Origin of the sequence: Rhizobium esperanzae, assembly GCF_002204185.1 — a bacterium.
GTDB lineage: Bacteria > Pseudomonadota > Alphaproteobacteria > Rhizobiales > Rhizobiaceae > Rhizobium > Rhizobium esperanzae.
This window is the reverse complement of sequence record NZ_MXPU01000001.1, coordinates 210,251-225,275: the sequence shown is the minus strand read 5'-3', so window position 1 is coordinate 225,275 and position 15,025 is coordinate 210,251. Positions and strand designations below refer to the sequence as shown.

General features: G+C 60.9%; 17 protein-coding genes and 1 pseudogene. 3 read left to right on the top strand and 15 right to left on the bottom strand.

Annotated elements, in window-relative coordinates:
* Positions 1-4 precede the first annotated feature (4 nt).
* Together B5E41_RS01110 and B5E41_RS01105 are read left to right on the top strand one after the other, a co-directional pair.
* On the top strand, positions 5-430 hold the full coding sequence (locus tag B5E41_RS01110) for an Hsp20 family protein (protein WP_010032703.1): 426 nt from the start codon (positions 5-7) through the stop codon (positions 428-430).
* Positions 431-477: 47 nt separating this feature from the next.
* Positions 478-735 carry a BQ00720 family protein gene (locus B5E41_RS01105; RefSeq protein WP_008524631.1) on the top strand — a complete coding sequence of 86 codons (258 nt, stop codon included), beginning with the start codon at positions 478-480 and terminating at the stop codon, positions 733-735.
* Between the two features lie 87 nt (positions 736-822).
* Here the strand turns inward: B5E41_RS01105 and B5E41_RS01100 are convergent, their stop codons facing one another.
* Entirely contained in the window at positions 823-1,377 is a 555-nt protein-coding gene (locus B5E41_RS01100) for a methyltransferase family protein (RefSeq protein ID WP_088390747.1), read from the bottom strand.
* Between the two features lie 213 nt (positions 1,378-1,590).
* On the opposite strand from B5E41_RS01100, the gene B5E41_RS01095 reads away from it, so the two are divergent.
* Positions 1,591-2,469 (top strand): alpha/beta fold hydrolase, encoded by an 879-nt coding sequence (locus B5E41_RS01095; RefSeq protein WP_064800433.1) that lies wholly within the window; start codon positions 1,591-1,593, stop codon positions 2,467-2,469.
* 293 nt (positions 2,470-2,762) lie between these two features.
* On the opposite strand, the pseudogene B5E41_RS01090 reads toward B5E41_RS01095, so the two are convergent.
* The 14 genes and pseudogenes from B5E41_RS01090 to B5E41_RS01025 all read right to left on the bottom strand — a co-directional run bounded on the left by B5E41_RS01090 (position 2,763) and on the right by B5E41_RS01025 (position 14,966).
* Positions 2,763-3,026: pseudogene (locus B5E41_RS01090) on the bottom strand (DUF2277 domain-containing protein).
* 190 nt (positions 3,027-3,216) lie between these two features.
* Entirely contained in the window at positions 3,217-3,918 is a 702-nt protein-coding gene (trmB, locus tag B5E41_RS01085) for a tRNA (guanine(46)-N(7))-methyltransferase TrmB (protein WP_088390372.1), read from the bottom strand.
* Complete coding sequence (metK, locus tag B5E41_RS01080; protein ID WP_064800435.1) at positions 3,915-5,168, bottom strand: methionine adenosyltransferase; 1,254 nt, start codon at positions 5,166-5,168, stop codon at positions 3,915-3,917. Before metK ends, trmB begins: the two co-directional genes overlap by 4 nt.
* A gap of 178 nt (positions 5,169-5,346) precedes the next feature.
* Positions 5,347-5,766, bottom strand: coding sequence for a helix-turn-helix domain-containing protein (locus B5E41_RS01075; protein WP_011423753.1), 420 nt, complete (start codon positions 5,764-5,766; stop codon positions 5,347-5,349).
* A 147-nt stretch (positions 5,767-5,913) separates the two neighbouring features.
* Positions 5,914-7,518 (bottom strand): apolipoprotein N-acyltransferase, encoded by a 1,605-nt coding sequence (gene lnt / locus B5E41_RS01070; RefSeq protein WP_088390745.1) that lies wholly within the window; start codon positions 7,516-7,518, stop codon positions 5,914-5,916.
* 110 nt (positions 7,519-7,628) lie between these two features.
* Positions 7,629-8,774, bottom strand: a complete 1,146-nt coding sequence (locus B5E41_RS01065) for a hemolysin family protein (protein WP_088390370.1) — start codon at positions 8,772-8,774, stop codon at positions 7,629-7,631.
* Entirely contained in the window at positions 8,771-9,286 is a 516-nt protein-coding gene (gene ybeY / locus B5E41_RS01060) for an rRNA maturation RNase YbeY (protein WP_064800438.1), read from the bottom strand. The genes B5E41_RS01065 and ybeY overlap by 4 nt, the downstream gene beginning before the upstream one ends.
* Positions 9,286-10,338, bottom strand: coding sequence for a PhoH family protein (locus B5E41_RS01055; protein WP_088390368.1), 1,053 nt, complete (start codon positions 10,336-10,338; stop codon positions 9,286-9,288). Before B5E41_RS01055 ends, ybeY begins: the two co-directional genes overlap by 1 nt.
* An 18-nt stretch (positions 10,339-10,356) precedes the next feature.
* Entirely contained in the window at positions 10,357-11,766 is a 1,410-nt protein-coding gene (miaB, locus tag B5E41_RS01050; RefSeq protein WP_088390366.1) for a tRNA (N6-isopentenyl adenosine(37)-C2)-methylthiotransferase MiaB, read from the bottom strand.
* A gap of 49 nt (positions 11,767-11,815) precedes the next feature.
* Positions 11,816-12,613: a lyso-ornithine lipid O-acyltransferase gene (olsA, locus tag B5E41_RS01045; RefSeq protein WP_088390743.1), complete on the bottom strand. Its 798-nt coding sequence runs from the start codon at positions 12,611-12,613 to the stop codon at positions 11,816-11,818.
* Positions 12,614-12,640: 27 nt separating this feature from the next.
* Positions 12,641-13,069, bottom strand: a complete 429-nt coding sequence (locus tag B5E41_RS01040; protein WP_088390364.1) for a Fur family transcriptional regulator — start codon at positions 13,067-13,069, stop codon at positions 12,641-12,643.
* 81 nt (positions 13,070-13,150) lie between these two features.
* On the bottom strand, positions 13,151-13,645 hold the full coding sequence (locus B5E41_RS01035; RefSeq protein WP_088390362.1) for a GNAT family N-acetyltransferase: 495 nt from the start codon (positions 13,643-13,645) through the stop codon (positions 13,151-13,153).
* A 2-nt stretch (positions 13,646-13,647) separates the two neighbouring features.
* Positions 13,648-14,310, bottom strand: a complete 663-nt coding sequence (gene tsaB / locus B5E41_RS01030; protein ID WP_088390360.1) for a tRNA (adenosine(37)-N6)-threonylcarbamoyltransferase complex dimerization subunit type 1 TsaB — start codon at positions 14,308-14,310, stop codon at positions 13,648-13,650.
* Between the two features lie 89 nt (positions 14,311-14,399).
* Entirely contained in the window at positions 14,400-14,966 is a 567-nt protein-coding gene (locus B5E41_RS01025) for a NifU family protein (protein ID WP_088390741.1), read from the bottom strand.
* Between the last annotated feature and the right edge of the window lie 59 nt (positions 14,967-15,025).

Genomic DNA, 15,025 nt, shown 5'->3' with positions numbered 1-15,025 from the left:
AGAGATGAGCCGCATTACCCCTTTCGCCAGCCCTCTGCTTCTGGGCTTCGACGCCATGGAAAAAACGCTGGAGCGCATTTCCAAGGCGAGCGACGGATACCCGCCTTACAATATCGAACGTATCGCCGCCGACAGCGGCGCGCCCGAGCGTCTGCGCATCACCCTTGCCGTTGCCGGTTTCAGCGAGGAGGAGCTTGATGTCTCCACCGAGGAGAATCAGCTTGTCATCCGCGGCCGCCAGGTGGAGCAGGGCGAGCGGGATTATCTTTATCGCGGCATCGCCGCTCGCCAGTTCCAGCGCACCTTCGTGCTGGCCGACGGCATGCAGGTCCTTGGCGCCGGCCTGAAGAACGGTCTGCTCTCCGTCGATCTAATTCGGCCGGAACCTGCGCGCATGGTCAAGAAAATTAACATTTCGGTTTCACAGTAGCACAACGGTTTGTCGAACCGTTGGTCCCTTCTTCCGGAGGAACAGGAATGTTGATGAAAGAAGCCACGTCTCACTTGACCAAATCCGAGCTTGCCCACATCGGCAACGGCGAGGTCGCCTATATCAGAAAAATGCGCACCGAAGAGGTCGCCAAGTGTTTCCCCGAGGCGCCGGATATCGATCCGAACGTCGATCTCTGGGCGCTGTTCGGCGCCGACGGCACGCCGATTCTCCTGACGGACAACCGCTCCAGCACCTTCTTCAAGGCTGCCGAGGACGAATTGAAGACGGTCAGCCTGCACTGACCGTCAAGACTGTCTGCTACGTTTCACTGCTTGCGGTGCACGGTCGCTCTATTCGTTTTCGCTGCGGTCGGGAGGGATGTCGCGACATTATCGCCAATCGAACCACGGCGTCAGCAAGCCCGTCTTGCGCCGATAGGCTTCATATTCGGATGCCAGCGGTGATAGGGCGAATTTCCTCTCCTCGTTGCGGGCTGCAATCACGTAGACAACCGTAAAAAATAAGACCGGCAGGATCGACCATATCGACCAAGATGCCAGCGCCCATCCCGACCAGAAGAGCAGGTAGGACGTGTAAAAAGGGTGCCGCAGGTAGCGATAGGGACCGTCGGTGACAAGACTATCTGGGTGATCGAGGGTGAACACAAAGCGCAACCTGGCCTCTCGCGACGCCGACACCGCCCACCAGAACAAGCCCGCCGACCCGATTTCAAACCCCAGTCCGACTACCTGTACCCATAGCATCTGCGTCCGGGACCAAACCAGGTACAGGAAAAACGCCGTCGTCGCGATGACGACGACGGTGATCAGCTTTGCTCCGGCTTCCATCTTCGGCGAGTTGAAGTGGCCTCGCAACGACCACGCGTAGAACCCGACGACACTCAGGCTGGTGATCGAAATAACAAAGTCCAGAAGAAATTGCATCGTGATGTCCACCTTGAAAGGTTGCTTGCAATTGCTGCTGCGACAGACCTAACCCGTATACAACGCCAAGGCAAATGATTGTGTATTGATGCGTAACCGCACCGAAACGTGTCGTGATTGCACGACCTGGTTCAGATCTGGTTTACGATGATCATGCACCTGCCATAGATATTTTCGTGCAAGACTTTGGCTGCGCGTTAGGGGTCGCAGCTTATGGACATATTTCACTGTACAATCGACACCAGCCACGGCGCTGTGCGCATCAGTGACACTATTGATGGCGCTGCACCACTGGTTATGATACACGGTTCGGGCAGCTCACGGACGGTCTTTTCACAGCAACTACACAGCCATTTGTCCCGGAATTGGCGTCTGATTGCGCTCGATCTTCCGGGACATGGCGAATCGAGCGACGCTAGAGATCCGCAGTCAACTTACACCGTCACCGGTCTTGCCGATTGCATAGGAGAGGTGGCAGCCCGCCTGGGACTTCATCGCTTTCCCGTGCTGGGATGGTCGCTTGGCGGTCACGTCGCGATTCAGATGGCGGGCAGCAGCAACGGCATTTCGGGCCTGATGTTGTGCGGCACGCCACCGATCCACAGCGGTCTCCTCGGAATGCTGCGGGGATTCCATCCATCATTTGATATTCTTCTGGCATCAAAAGAGAACTTTACATCGCGTGATGTGGAGCGGTTTCAGTCTCTTTGCTTTGGAGACACGAGTAACCCCTCCTTTCGCGATGCCATAGCGCGCGCGGACGGGAGACTAAGGAGCGTTTTTTCTCGCGCAATGTTGCGGGGGCAGGGGGTGGATCAGCGCCGCACCGTCGAACAGGCTGATATACCCATTGCTTTTGTGAATGGATTTTATGACCCCTTTGTCAAACTCAGCTATTTTTCGGGCCTGAACATCCAGTTGCTCTTCGAAGGCAAAGCGCATGTAATAGAAGGGGCTGGACACGCGCCCTTCTGGGAGAAGCCGGAGAGCTTCAACTCGATGCTCGACCGGTTCCTGAACACAGTCGCCGCTCATGAAGCCAATACCGATCTGAAAAATCAACACTGTCGCCGCAGTGGAAGCCAGATATAGGATCATCAACGATGAAACCAAGGCTTTAGCCATCACCTATTGGCGGCGACTCTCTCCGCCGGATTGTCGTGCCGGAAACGTGACCCTCTCGCGCTTGAAGGCTTCTGATGCATAGCAGCCTGGTTCAGATTGCGGATTTGGCAAACGGTGTCGATCGGCGGGCCGCCCATGTCCGCTTGTGGGCGCATAGCGGTCGTCCACCTGAAATGAACTGATAGTCCGCTTCGGACCGAAAGCCGTCAGGTAGGCCACTTGAGGCTTGATTGAGATCTCCCGTGCGTGACGGAGCTCTCTTACGCGAACCGGACCGCTGATCGCGCGCGCCTTTGCCGCAACCTCTTCGCGATCACGAGGAGGTTGAGACGTTTCCAGCGAATCGAGCAGCTCGCGGGCACAGGCCGTGATCGAACTGACCGCGTGCTCGAATGCGAGCTCATTGCGCTTCGACGGTTTGGTCGTTCCGCTCACCTTGCGCACGAACTGGAGCGCGGCATCGTGGACCTCGTCGTACGTCGCTGGCGGATCGAAATTGAACAGGGGTTTATATTTCGGCACATGACATGCTCCCGGTCATTTTCTCCCTTCCATTTGAGCGGAGGGTGGCCAGCACGGAAATAGTCGCGTCAGCGGCAATTGCAACCGTTCCACGGCGGAACTCTACGCGCCACAAGTGAGAGCGTAGCGCGTTCAGTTCGGTTTGTTGTCGTCGTCGGTTTTAGAGCCGGATGCCGGAAATTGCCGACAGCCTCAGATCTTCCTGAAGGTCAGATACGCCGAAGAGCGGCCCTCGCGGCGTGCCTTCGCCTCGTAGCGGGTGCTCGGCCAGCCCTCATAGGGGGTCAGCCAATCCGCCGCATTGTCGGCCAGCCAGTCGAAGCCGCCATGGTCGCGGCATTTGATCAGCGTCCAGTTCACATAGGTGTCGATGTCGGAGGCGAAGCAGAACAGGCCGCCGGGCTTCAGCACCCGGTGAAAGCGGTCGAGATTGGTCTTCGAGACGAAGCGGCGTTTCCAGTGCTTCCGCTTCGGCCAGGGATCGGGATAGAGCAGATCGATCTGGTCGAGCGACGCGTCCGGCAGCCAGTCGAGCAGTTGCGTCGCGTCGTCGTTGTAGACGCGGATATTGGAGGCACCCGTCTCGCCGATGCGCGACAAAAGCTTCTGCATCGAATTGACGAAGGGCTCGACGCCGATGAAGCCGGTCGAAGGTTTTTCGAGAGCCCGATGGATCAGATGTTCACCGCCGCCGAAACCGATTTCCAGCCGTAATGTCGTGACCGGAACCGGGAATAGCGAAGTCGGCGGCTCCGGGGGAGCCGCCGAGAGGTCGATGAGGAATGCCGGGAGCAGGCTGTTCAGCGTTTCCGCCTGCTGTTCGCGCAGGGCCTTTCCCTTGCGGCGACCGAAAAAGGCCTCGGTCGCCCGTCCCCGGCGTTCCATATCCGTCATGCAGCGACCTTGGTCTTGACGGCTTCCTTGAGCGCCTTGACGAGGTCGGTGCGCTCCCAGGAGAACGAGCCGTCACGGCCGGCCTTGCGGCCGAAATGACCGTAGGCCGAGGTCTTGGCGTAGATTGGCTTGTTGAGGTCGAGGTGACGGCGGATGCCCGACGGCGACAGGTCCATATTCTGGCGGATCGCCGCTTCGACCTGGTCTTCCGACACACCCCTGCCGGTGCCGTGCAGGTCGACGTAGATCGACAGCGGCTGCGCGACGCCGATGGCGTAGGAGAGCTGGATCGTGCAGCGGTCGGCGAGGCCGGCGGCCACGACGTTCTTGGCGAGGTAGCGGGCGGCATAGGCGGCCGAACGGTCGACTTTGGTCGTGTCCTTGCCGGAGAATGCGCCGCCGCCATGCGGAGCCGCACCGCCATAGGTGTCGACGATGATCTTGCGGCCGGTCAGGCCCGCATCGCCGTCCGGTCCGCCGATGACGAACTTGCCGGTCGGATTGATGTACCACTTGCAATCCTCGGCGATCTTCAGTTCGCCGAGCGCTTCGCGGATATAGGGTTCGACGACGGCGCGGACCTTCTTGGAATCCCAGCTCTCGTCGAGATGCTGGGTCGAAAGCACGATCGAGGTCGCTTCCGACGGCTTGCCGTCGACGTAACGCACGGTTACCTGGCTCTTGGCGTCGGGGCCGAGCTTGGCGACTTCACCGTCGCCCTTCTTGCGGGCGGCCGCCAGCAGCTGCAGGATCCTGTGGGAATAATAGATCGGCGCCGGCATCAGGTCCGGCGTTTCCTTGCAGGCGTAACCGAACATGATGCCCTGGTCGCCGGCGCCTTCGTCGCCCTGCTGGTCGGCGGCGCTGTCGACGCCCTGGGCAATATCGGCCGACTGCGAGTGCAGGAGCACGTCGATCTTTGCCTTCTTCCAGTGGAAGCCGTCCTGTTCGTAGCCGATATCCTTGATGGCGCGGCGAGCAGCGGCCTTGAACTTCGAGGGATTGATGACGTCCTTGCCGTCCTTGTCCTTCTTCATCAGGCTCGGCGGAAGGCGGACTTCGCCGGCGATGACGACACGGTTGGTCGTTGCCAGCGTTTCGCAGGCAATGCGCACACCCCACGGATTGACGCCGGTTTTGGCCGCTTCGCGGTAAACCAGATCGACGATCTCGTCGGAGATGCGGTCACACACTTTATCCGGATGACCTTCGGCAACAGATTCGCTGGTAAAGAGATAATTCGCGCGCATTCCGGGATTCCCCTCAAAGAATAAAAGCCAGCTAGTAGGTACTCAGTTCGAGCGCCGATGACAAGCGCACAAGGACATAAATATATCTTTATATCTGCGGCGAAGTGACAAATTTTGCCGCAAAAACACAAAAAAAGCGGTCTTTCGACCGCCTTTCTATTTCGCAATAAGAGCTGGATCAGTCAGCGTCGGCTTCGGCAGCGAGCGCCTTGACCAGTTCCACGACCTTGCGGCGAACCTTGGGATCGGAAATCTTGACGAAGGCGCGGTTGAGCTGCAGGCCCTCCGAGGAGGAGAGGAAGTCTACGACGTAATTCGAGCTGGAGGCTTCGGCCATGCCGCCGGCGGCGCCGGCATGTTCGCCGGGCGCATCCTCGAAGAAGAAGGAGACCGGAACATTTAGGATGCTCGAGATGTTCTGCAGGCGGCTTGCGCCGACACGGTTGGTGCCCTTCTCATATTTCTGGATCTGCTGGAAGGTGATGCCGAGGCTTTCGCCAAGCTTTTCCTGGCTCATGCCCAACATCGTTCGGCGAAGGCGAATGCGGCTGCCAACATGGATGTCGATCGGATTCGGTTTCTTCTTATTTTCAATCATGGTCGTGCCCTAGCTACGAATTTCTGTTTCCAACCGGCATGCCCCTGATCCATCCCAAAACGCCACGTTGTAAGCGGCGGGAACCCGCCGATAAACATACGTTAAGAACGCCGATTGACACCACTATGCAATTTTAGGGGTTTTTGGTCAATTCAACCCTAAAATAAAACCTGCGCGTGAAATTAGCGCAATCAACATCAACAGTGCTTCGGTCAACCAGAAGTATGTCTGAAGGGGGTATGAGGTTCCGAACCCATTGCCGAACCCATCAACAGTTGCATCAATAAAGCCGGTCTCACCAAGATCGAGGCCTGCGATGATTTCCCCGTGCGCGTTCACGAGCGCCGATATGCCGTTGTTGGCGTCGCGAATCAGCGGCAGGCCGGTCTCGACTGCCCGCACCCGCGCCTGCTGAAAATGCTGGTAGGGTCCGGGCGTGATGCCGAACCAGGCATCGTTGGTGAGGTTGAGGAGCGCGTTGGCATCCACGATGTCGCCGGTCATTTCGCCCGGAAAGATGATCTCGTAGCAGATCAGCGGATAAAGATTGAGGCCGCCCGGCAGCGCCAGCAGGTGCCGACTTGCGGCGCCCGAAAAACCGCCCGGTATCTCGACGACATTCTGGATGCCGAGTTCGGTGAGGATGTCCTCGAAGGGCAGATATTCGCCGAAAGGCACGAGATGCACCTTGTCGGAGGCGGCGATGATCTGGCCGCGGCCGTCGATCACATAGATGGAATTGTAGTAGCGCACCGGGGTGCCAGGCCCCATCTCCTCGGCGCGCACCGCGCCGGCGATCAGGATCTGGTCGTCGTCGAGCGTATCGGCGATGCGCGTCAGCGCATCCTGGTTGTCGGTGAGGATGAAGGGGATCGAGGTTTCCGGCCAGACGATGATGTTGGGTTTGCGGCCGCCATTCCTGGGCGCTTCGGCTGAAAGCTTCAGATGGGTCTCGAAGATCGCATTGCGGTCGGCGTCGTTGTCCATCTTCGCCGCCTGGTCGATGGCCGGCTGCACCAGCCGCACCACCGGCCGCTTGTCTTCGGGCAAGGGCTGCGGCCGCGGCGCCAGATAGAGGGCATAGGCGCCATAACCGAGATGGGCGGCAAACAGCAGGGTGGCGAGCGCAATTCCAGGCTTCGCGCCCTGTCGCGTCCCGATCAGCGCCGGGGCGGAAAAGACGAAGACGGCAAGTGTCGTCACCCCCATCGCGCCGATCACATGCGCCGACTGCATCATCAGCGGAACGGGCATCAGGCCATAACCGATGGCATTCCAGGGAAAGCCGGTGAGGATCATGCTTCGAAGCCATTCCATCAGGCCGAAGCCGGCCGCAAGTGCGGCGATCCGTCCCATGCCGTCGGACCAGACGATCCGGGCAAGTGCAGTCGCCAGCCCGTAGAAGACCGAAAGGCCGGCCGGCAGTCCGAGGACTGCCAGGGGCAGTGCCCAGGCAAATTCCTCCGAATCGACCAGCAAGGCGTGACCGATCCACCAGAGGCCGGCGACAAAATAACCGAAGCCGAACAGCCAGCCGATGGCAAAGGCCGGCCATAGCCTGCCGATCAGACCGCTTTCAGGAGAAGCCGCCGCCCCGTCGATCAGCCAGACGAGCAGCGTGAAGGAGAGAAACATCGCCGCGAAAAAGCCGAAAGGCGGCAGCGCCAGCGCGGCGAATGCTCCAGCGGCGACGGCCAGCAACGACCGTTTTACCCCCCAGACGAGGATAACCCTGTCCGCAAGCCGCTCCATGCGCACTCCCATCACACCGCGAATCAACCCATTCGCAGTCTTTCAAAAAAGCGGCTCTTTGTCCTGTTCCGCATCGGCCCGAAAGGCGATTCCGATTTCCGTACCGATGCCTAGTTGGTAGTCGATTCGGCCGGCCGGTCATCGCCGGTCTCGGATCCGGGCGTGATGTCGCCAGCCTCCTTGGCGCGGCGGCGGATCGCGTGGCGTTTACGGGTGATGCGCAGCCGCTTGATGCGGCGCGGATCGGCGTCGAGGATGTGGAATTCGAAGTTCGGCAGGGCCTGAACGACTTCGCCGCGGACGGGGATGCGGCCGAGCGCGGAGAAGATCAGCCCGCCCAGCGTGTCGACCTCGTCGACCTGTTCGCTGATGTCGAAATCCGGTCCGATCGCTTCGGCGATCTCTTCCAGCTCGACACGGGCGTCGGCGACGAAGATGTCTTCGGCGACGCGCTTGAACATCACCTCTTCGTCGTCATGTTCGTCGTCGATGTCGCCGACCACCATCTCGACGATGTCCTCATGCGAGGCGAGCCCATCGGTGCCGCCATATTCGTCGATGACCAGCGCCATCTGCGTACGGTTCACCTGCATTCGGCGCAAGAGGTCGGAGGCCAGCATCGACGGCGGCACGAACAGGATCTTGCGGATGATGCCGGCTTCGGCCAGCGTCTTCTGCAGATCGACCCGGGCAAGATCGAAATTCGGCTTGGTCGAGCGCGGCGGTTTCTGAATGTTCTCCGGCGCGACCTCGATCGCCGGCGCTGCAGCGGCCGGCTTTGCCGGGCCGCGGCGCTTGTTGCGCGCCTGCTTGGCGACATAGGAGAGCAGGTCGCGGATATGCACCATGCCGCGCGGGTCGTCGAGCGTATCGGCATAAACAGGCATGCGCGAGCGGCCGGATTCCTCGAAAAGGATCATCAGCTCGCCGATGGTGATGTTCTGGTCCACCGCCTCGATATCGGCGCGCGGCACCATCACGTCGGCGACGCGCACCTCGCGAAAGCGCAGGATATTGTGCAGCATCGCCCGCTCATCGGGCGAAAAAGCGTCGTCGCCGGCCGCATCGGTCATCAGCGCATCGGCAAGATCCTCGCGCAGTCGCGAGCCCTGCTGCGGGCGGAGAATGCGGGCGGCGCGCGACCAGAAGGATTGGGATCGGCCGGATGGCCGACTACTACTGCCGACCTCATCCGAAGAAGAGGATGATTCGGAGTCCTTGGCGTCTGCCGCCGGCTTCGTCGTAAAGTCGCTCATGGTTCCATTTTAAGGTCTTGACCCTCGTAGGGATCAGATAGGCCGAGCTGCGCCAAAATGCGAGTCTCCAGCGCCTCCATAATTTCGGCTTCGGCATTATTCATATGGTCGTAGCCGAGAAGATGCAAGAAACCGTGCACCAGCAGATGGGTCAGGTGGTCGTCGAAGCTCTTTTCGAGTTCCTGGGCTTCCCGCTCCACCGTCTCCCGGGCGATGATGATGTCGCCGAGCATCGGCCCGGGCAGCTTGCCCCGCTGAACCGGAAAGGCCGGGAAGGAGAGCACATTGGTCGGCTTGTCCTTGCCGCGCCATTCGGCATTGATGTCCTGGATCGAGGCATCGTCGGTAAAGACCAGCGAAACCTCGGGCGGCATCGTCGGAAAGGGCTGCTTCTCATTGTCGCGCAGATAGACCGCGGCGGCTCCGAGCACGCGCTCGCAAAAAACCAGCAGCGTTTCCTCGCCGGGCCAGCCGATGTCCTCGATGCTGATCTGGATATCGAGTTCGGCCATCAGCCCTGCCGACCGACGTCTTCGGCTTCGACAAGATAGGTGGCGTCATAGGCTCTGACGATGCGGCCGACCAGCGGATGACGCACGACGTCGGTATCCTTGAAGCGCACGATCGAGATGCCCTCGACGCCGTTCAGCAGCTCCAGAGCCTCGACGAGGCCGGATTTGACGCCGCGCGGCAGGTCGATCTGGCTCGGGTCGCCGGTGACGATCATGCGGGCATTTTCGCCGAGGCGCGTCAGGAACATCTTCATCTGCATCGACGTCGTGTTCTGCGCTTCGTCGAGGATGATGGCGGCGTTGGCGAGCGTGCGGCCGCGCATGAAGGCGAGCGGGGCGATTTCAATGACGCCGGCGGTGATCGCCCGATCGACCTTGTCGGCCGGGATCATATCGTAGAGCGCGTCATAGAGCGGGCGAAGATAGGGGTCGACCTTTTCCTTCATATCGCCGGGCAGGAAGCCGAGGCGCTCGCCGGCCTCGACGGCCGGGCGCGACAGGATGATCTTTTCGACCGCGCCGCGCTCCAGCATCTGGGCGGCATGGGCAACGGCGAGATAGGTCTTGCCAGTGCCGGCCGGGCCGACGCCGAAGACGAGCTCGGCGCGCTCCAGCGCCCTGATATAGGCGTCCTGCGTCGGCGTGCGAGCGATGATCGTCTTCTTGCGCGTCGAAATCTGCGCCATTGTCAGCTTGGCCTTGCGCTCCATGGTGGGAAGGCTGAGCTGATCGTCGGCGGCGACCGCCATGCGGATTGCGCCCTCGACGTCGGATCGTTCCACGCTGCCGCCTTTCTGAAGCTTTTCATAGAGATAATCGAGCGTGCGCCGCGCCTGATTTGTGGTCACGACATCGCCCGATATGACGACGGAATTGCCGCGCGCCCGCGCATTGATGTTCAGCCGCTCCTCGAGCAGCTTGAGGTTCTGGTCGAACTGGCCGAAGAGTTCGCTGGCGAACCGATTGTTCTCGAACGTCAGGACGAAGTGATTGGTGTCGCTCGGCGTGCGGGGGTGGCGCGGTGAAGAAGAAACCAATTCTTGTCCGTTCAAGCGGTCGGGCTCCTTGGGTTAAACCGCAGCCTCTGCGCGTTCGGCAAACAGGCTGTTCGTTCCGGTTCCGGTGATTCGCACTTTGATAATGTCACCGATTTGCGATGCTTTTGCATCAACATTCACGGATTGAAGCCAGGGAGAACGTCCGATCAGCTGGCCCGGCATGCGGCCCGGCTTTTCGAGCAGCAGATCGATCTCCTTGCCGATGCAGGATTCGGCAAATTCCTGCTGCTGCTTCAAAAGAAGCGCTTGCAGGCGTTCCAGCCGTTCTGCCTTGATCTCTTCCGGCACCTGGTCCTTCAGTTCCGCGCCGGGCGTGCCCGGCCGAGTCGAGTATTTGAATGAGAAGGCCTGCGCATAGCGCACCTCCTCCACAAGTCTGAGTGTATCCTCAAAATCCTTGTCTGTCTCCCCCGGAAAACCGGTGATGAAATCGCCCGATAGCGCGATGTCCGGCCGCACGGCGCGGATGCGCTCGATCAGACTCAAATATTCGGCGGCCGTATGACGCCGGTTCATCGCTTTGAGGATCCGGTCGGAGCCCGATTGCACCGGCAGGTGCAGGTAGGGCATCAGCGCCCGGAGGTCGCGATGGGCCTCGATCAACCGGTCGTCCATGTCGCGCGGATGGCTTGTGGTATAACGCAGCCGCGCCAGGCCGGGGATCTCGGCAAGGCGGTAGAGGAGGTCGCCGAGGCTCCATGCCTCGCCACGCGGTCCGCCGCCATGCCAGGCGTTGACGTTCTGGCCGAGCAGGGTGATTTCGCGCACTCCGGCTTCGACGAGCTTTTCGGCCTCCTCGACGATCTGCGAGACCGGCCGCGACACTTCCGAGCCGCGCGTATACGGCACGACACAGAAGGTGCAGAACTTGTCGCAACCCTCCTGCACCGTCAGGAAGGCAGTGACGCCGCGGGCGCGGATCTTGCGGCTCTCCGCAATCGGCAGATGCTCGAACTTGTCCTCGATCGCATATTCCGTATCGACGACGCGCTGGCCCTCCTTGGCCCGGCGCAGCGCCTCCGGCAAACGGTGATAGGTCTGCGGCCCGATGACGACGTCGACAGCCGGCGCCCGGCGCAGGATCTCCTCACCTTCGGCCTGGGCGACGCAGCCGGTTACGCCGATCATCATCTCCCGGCCGTCGGCTGCCTTCTTCTTTTTCATCTCGCGCAGCCGTCCGAGCGCCGAATAGACCTTCTCCGCCGCCTTCTCTCTGATATGACAGGTGTTGAGCAGAACGAGATCCGCCTGTTCCATGTCTTCGGTCGGTTCGTAGCCGTCGCGAGCAAGCGCATCGCTCATGCGCATGGAATCGTAGACGTTCATCTGGCAGCCATAGGTCTTGATGAAGACCTTGCGGCTGTTGCTGCCGTCACGGAGAGAAACTTCGGGGGCCTGAAGAAGGGCGTTATCCTGTGTCATGGCGCGGTATTTAGTGGTTTTTGCCGCCCGAGAAAAGAGACCTCTCGGCTTAGCCGATATCGCGACCACGCAGGCTTGTGTTGAGAAGGCTGCGGATGCGCGAGGCGATCGTCGCGCTCACCTGCTTGCGATTGCTGTCGGCGCGGTATTCCACCGCCTCACCGAAGGAAACTTCCGCGTCGATGGCGCCGCATTTGAGGATGTCGATCAGATGCGGCAGGAGCTCGATATCCCCCGGCCAGGCGGCAAGCGGCCGGTGGTAGCGTCCCATCGGAATGCCGTGCACCCTGGTATAGGCAACTGCCACCGGCTGCACCACGACGGTTCCCGTCGGCGAATAAGGCACCGCCATCGCGGCAGCGCCGAACAGCGACGACTTGACCTCCAGCAACCGGTTGCCGTCCGAGGTCGTGCCCTCGGGGAAGAGCACGACGATTTCCCCGTCGGCCATGCGCCCGGCGATCTCATTTGCCTGATGGCCGGTCTTGCGCCTCTCCTCGCGCACAACGAACACGCTTTTCTGCAGCTTGGCGAGGGTGCCGAAGATCGGCCAGTCGCTGACCTCGATCTTGGCGATGAAGGCGACGTCGGCGACGGCCGACAGGACCATGATGTCAAGCCAGGACGAATGGTTGGAGCAGAGCATCAGCGGCCGACGGTATTCCAGCCTGCCCGTCACCCGAACGCGGAGGCCGAGGCAATAACAGATGATACGGTGCCAGACGCGCGGAAGTCTGCGGCGCAGCCGCCAGTCGAAACGCAGCGCCAACACCTGCAGCGGCATGAGCACGATGCTGACGGCAAGGATGACGACTGCAGCGAAGGCAATGCGCAGCCAGGCGATCAAATGCGGCACTCCCGGGCTGCCATCGCTTCAGATATCTTCCTTCTTCAACGGAATGCCGTAGAGCTCCAGGCGGTGGTCGACCAGCTGGAAGCCGTGCTCGCGGGCGATGCGCTCCTGCAGCGCCTCGATCTCCGGCGAACGGAATTCGATGACCGTGCCGGTCTTCAGGTCGATGAGGTGGTCATGATGCTCTTCCGGCACCGTTTCGTAGCGCGAGCGCCCGTCGCGGAAGTCGTGGCGGGCGATGATGCCGGCATCCTCGAACAATTTGACGGTGCGATAGACCGTCGAGATCGAGATCTTCGCATCGACCTTCACCGAACGGCGGTAAAGCTCTTCGACGTCAGGATGGTCTTCCGACTCTTCGAGGATGCGTGCGATCACGCGGCGCTGCTCGGTCATGCGCATGCCGCGTTCGGTGCAAAGCTCCTCAAGGGTCTTGGCTACATCGGTCATGGCCGCCTCTAGAGATATTCGTGTTTCGACATGCCTGCACGGCGTTCGTGCCGGTGCGGATGTCATCTTTCTGCCACGGAACTATCGAAGAACGCGCTGCATGACAAGCGCCGTGGAGCGGGCGCCGTTTTCCTGCTTGTAGTAGCCTTGGCGCTCGCCGACCTTTTCAAAGCCGAGCTTGCGGTAAAGGCCGAGTGCGGCCGTATTGCCGCTGTCGACCTCGAGAAACACGCTCTCGCCGCCACGCGCCCGCGCCTCGCGCATTGCCGCCTGCATCAGCCGCCAGCCCAGCCCGGCGCGGGCGACCTTCGCCTGCACGGCAATCGTCAGGATCTCGGCCTCGCCGGCGACCTCACGCGCAAGGATAAAGCCGGGGAGCGGTTTTTTCAGGATGGCGTTGGTCTGGCGCGCGACGAAGCCGAAAACAGTCTCCTGCGACAGCAGGCTGTGGAATTCGCCGTCGCCCCAGGGCCGGGCGAAACGCTCGCCATGCAGGACGGCGACATCGCGGCAATCCTCGCGCTCCATGGCGATGATTTCGAATTCCGGCTTCAGCGTCAGATAGGCTTCCAGCATGGTCACACTCGTCGCGCAATCGCATATCCGGCCTGCGGCTTGGCATCCGGTCCGCGCAGATAAAGGGGCTTGGGCTTTCCGGCATCGGCAGGGACGGCAGCCCCCAGACGCGCGACAATCGAAGTCGGAAAGACATTGGGATGATCGCCACCGGCGCCGGCCTTCAGGAGCGGCGTTGCCGAACCGGTCATTTCACCATCGAAGCCGGCGGCGAAAGCCTGCGCCTCGGCGAGACTTGCCGCCCGCGGCTGATCGAGCGGGGAACCATCGGCTGCGAAGGACTGGAGATAGATTTCGTCCCGCTTGGCGTCCATCGCCGCCAGCACGGCGCGGCCGGGCGTCTTCTCCCGCTGGGCGGCGGCCATCACCTCGAGCGTGGTGACGCCGATGACGGGCACATTGAGGGAAAGCGCAAAACCGCGGGCTGCGGCAACGCCGACGCGGATACCGGTAAAGGAGCCGGGGCCGATGGTGACGGCAAGGCGGTCGATCTGAGAAAGTGTCACTCCCGCCTGATCCAGCGCGCGATCGACGATACCGATCAGATGTTCAGCATGCCCCTTGCCGATCATGTCCGATGCCTCCCCCAGCACCGTATTTCTGCCGCTGTCATAAACGGCGGCAGCGCAATCCACACCTGCCGTGTCGAGCGCCAGAACGATCATGCCATCAATTTCCGAATAAACTGTTTGTCGCCTAACCATAAACCGTCCAACCGAACCTGAGATGAACGGCCGGAGCGAATTCCAAATTCTTAAGCGGCAATGACTTCCTGCACTTCGGGAACAAAATGGCGCAGCAGGTTCTGGACGCCGTGCTTCAGCGTCGCCGTCGAAGACGGGCAGCCGGAGCAGGAGCCTTTCATGTTCAGATAGACCTTGCCGTCCTTGAAACCACGGAAGGTGATGTCGCCGCCGTCCTGGGCGACGGCCGGGCGCACGCGGGTCTCCAGAAGTTCCTTGATGGTCAGCACGATCGATTCGTCGCCTTCGTCAAAGAACTCGTCGCCGGCATCGGCATCCTCTGAAAGGATGGAGGCATTCCCCATGACCGGCTTGCCGGACATGAAATGCTCCATGATCGAGCCAAGGATAGCCGGCTTAAGATGCTGCCAGTCGGCGTTGTCCTTGGAGACGGAAATGAAATCATAGCCGAAATAGACGCCGGTAACGCCAGGGATTTCGAACAGCCGGGCGGCGAGCGGCGAGGCTTCAGCCTCTTCGGCGCTGCGGAATTCGGCGGTGCCGTTTTCCATGACGACCTTACCCGGCAGGAACTTCTGTGTGGCGGGGTTCGGCGTGGCTTCGGTCTGAATGAACATCTGGCTCTCCATGTGACAGGCTCGAGACCTCGGCCGTCTTTAGAATTCCTCAAAAGAAG

Excerpts from the sequence above, each read along its gene's own strand:
- B5E41_RS01110 (WP_010032703.1), top strand. The coding sequence starts at position 5 with ATGAGCCGCATTACCCCTTTCGCCAGCCCTCTGCTTCTGGGCTTCGAC.
- B5E41_RS01105 (WP_008524631.1), top strand. The coding sequence starts at position 478 with ATGTTGATGAAAGAAGCCACGTCTCACTTGACCAAATCCGAGCTTGCC.
- B5E41_RS01100 (WP_088390747.1), bottom strand. The coding sequence starts at position 1,377 with ATGCAATTTCTTCTGGACTTTGTTATTTCGATCACCAGCCTGAGTGTC.
- B5E41_RS01095 (WP_064800433.1), top strand. The coding sequence starts at position 1,591 with ATGGACATATTTCACTGTACAATCGACACCAGCCACGGCGCTGTGCGC.
- trmB (WP_088390372.1), bottom strand. The coding sequence starts at position 3,918 with ATGACGGATATGGAACGCCGGGGACGGGCGACCGAGGCCTTTTTCGGT.
- metK (WP_064800435.1), bottom strand. The coding sequence starts at position 5,168 with ATGCGCGCGAATTATCTCTTTACCAGCGAATCTGTTGCCGAAGGTCAT.
- B5E41_RS01075 (WP_011423753.1), bottom strand. The coding sequence starts at position 5,766 with ATGATTGAAAATAAGAAGAAACCGAATCCGATCGACATCCATGTTGGC.
- lnt (WP_088390745.1), bottom strand. The coding sequence starts at position 7,518 with ATGGAGCGGCTTGCGGACAGGGTTATCCTCGTCTGGGGGGTAAAACGG.
- B5E41_RS01065 (WP_088390370.1), bottom strand. The coding sequence starts at position 8,774 with ATGAGCGACTTTACGACGAAGCCGGCGGCAGACGCCAAGGACTCCGAA.
- ybeY (WP_064800438.1), bottom strand. The coding sequence starts at position 9,286 with ATGGCCGAACTCGATATCCAGATCAGCATCGAGGACATCGGCTGGCCC.
- miaB (WP_088390366.1), bottom strand. The coding sequence starts at position 11,766 with ATGACACAGGATAACGCCCTTCTTCAGGCCCCCGAAGTTTCTCTCCGT.
- B5E41_RS01040 (WP_088390364.1), bottom strand. The coding sequence starts at position 13,069 with ATGACCGATGTAGCCAAGACCCTTGAGGAGCTTTGCACCGAACGCGGC.
- B5E41_RS01035 (WP_088390362.1), bottom strand. The coding sequence starts at position 13,645 with ATGCTGGAAGCCTATCTGACGCTGAAGCCGGAATTCGAAATCATCGCC.
- tsaB (WP_088390360.1), bottom strand. The coding sequence starts at position 14,310 with ATGATCGTTCTGGCGCTCGACACGGCAGGTGTGGATTGCGCTGCCGCC.
- B5E41_RS01025 (WP_088390741.1), bottom strand. The coding sequence starts at position 14,966 with ATGTTCATTCAGACCGAAGCCACGCCGAACCCCGCCACACAGAAGTTC.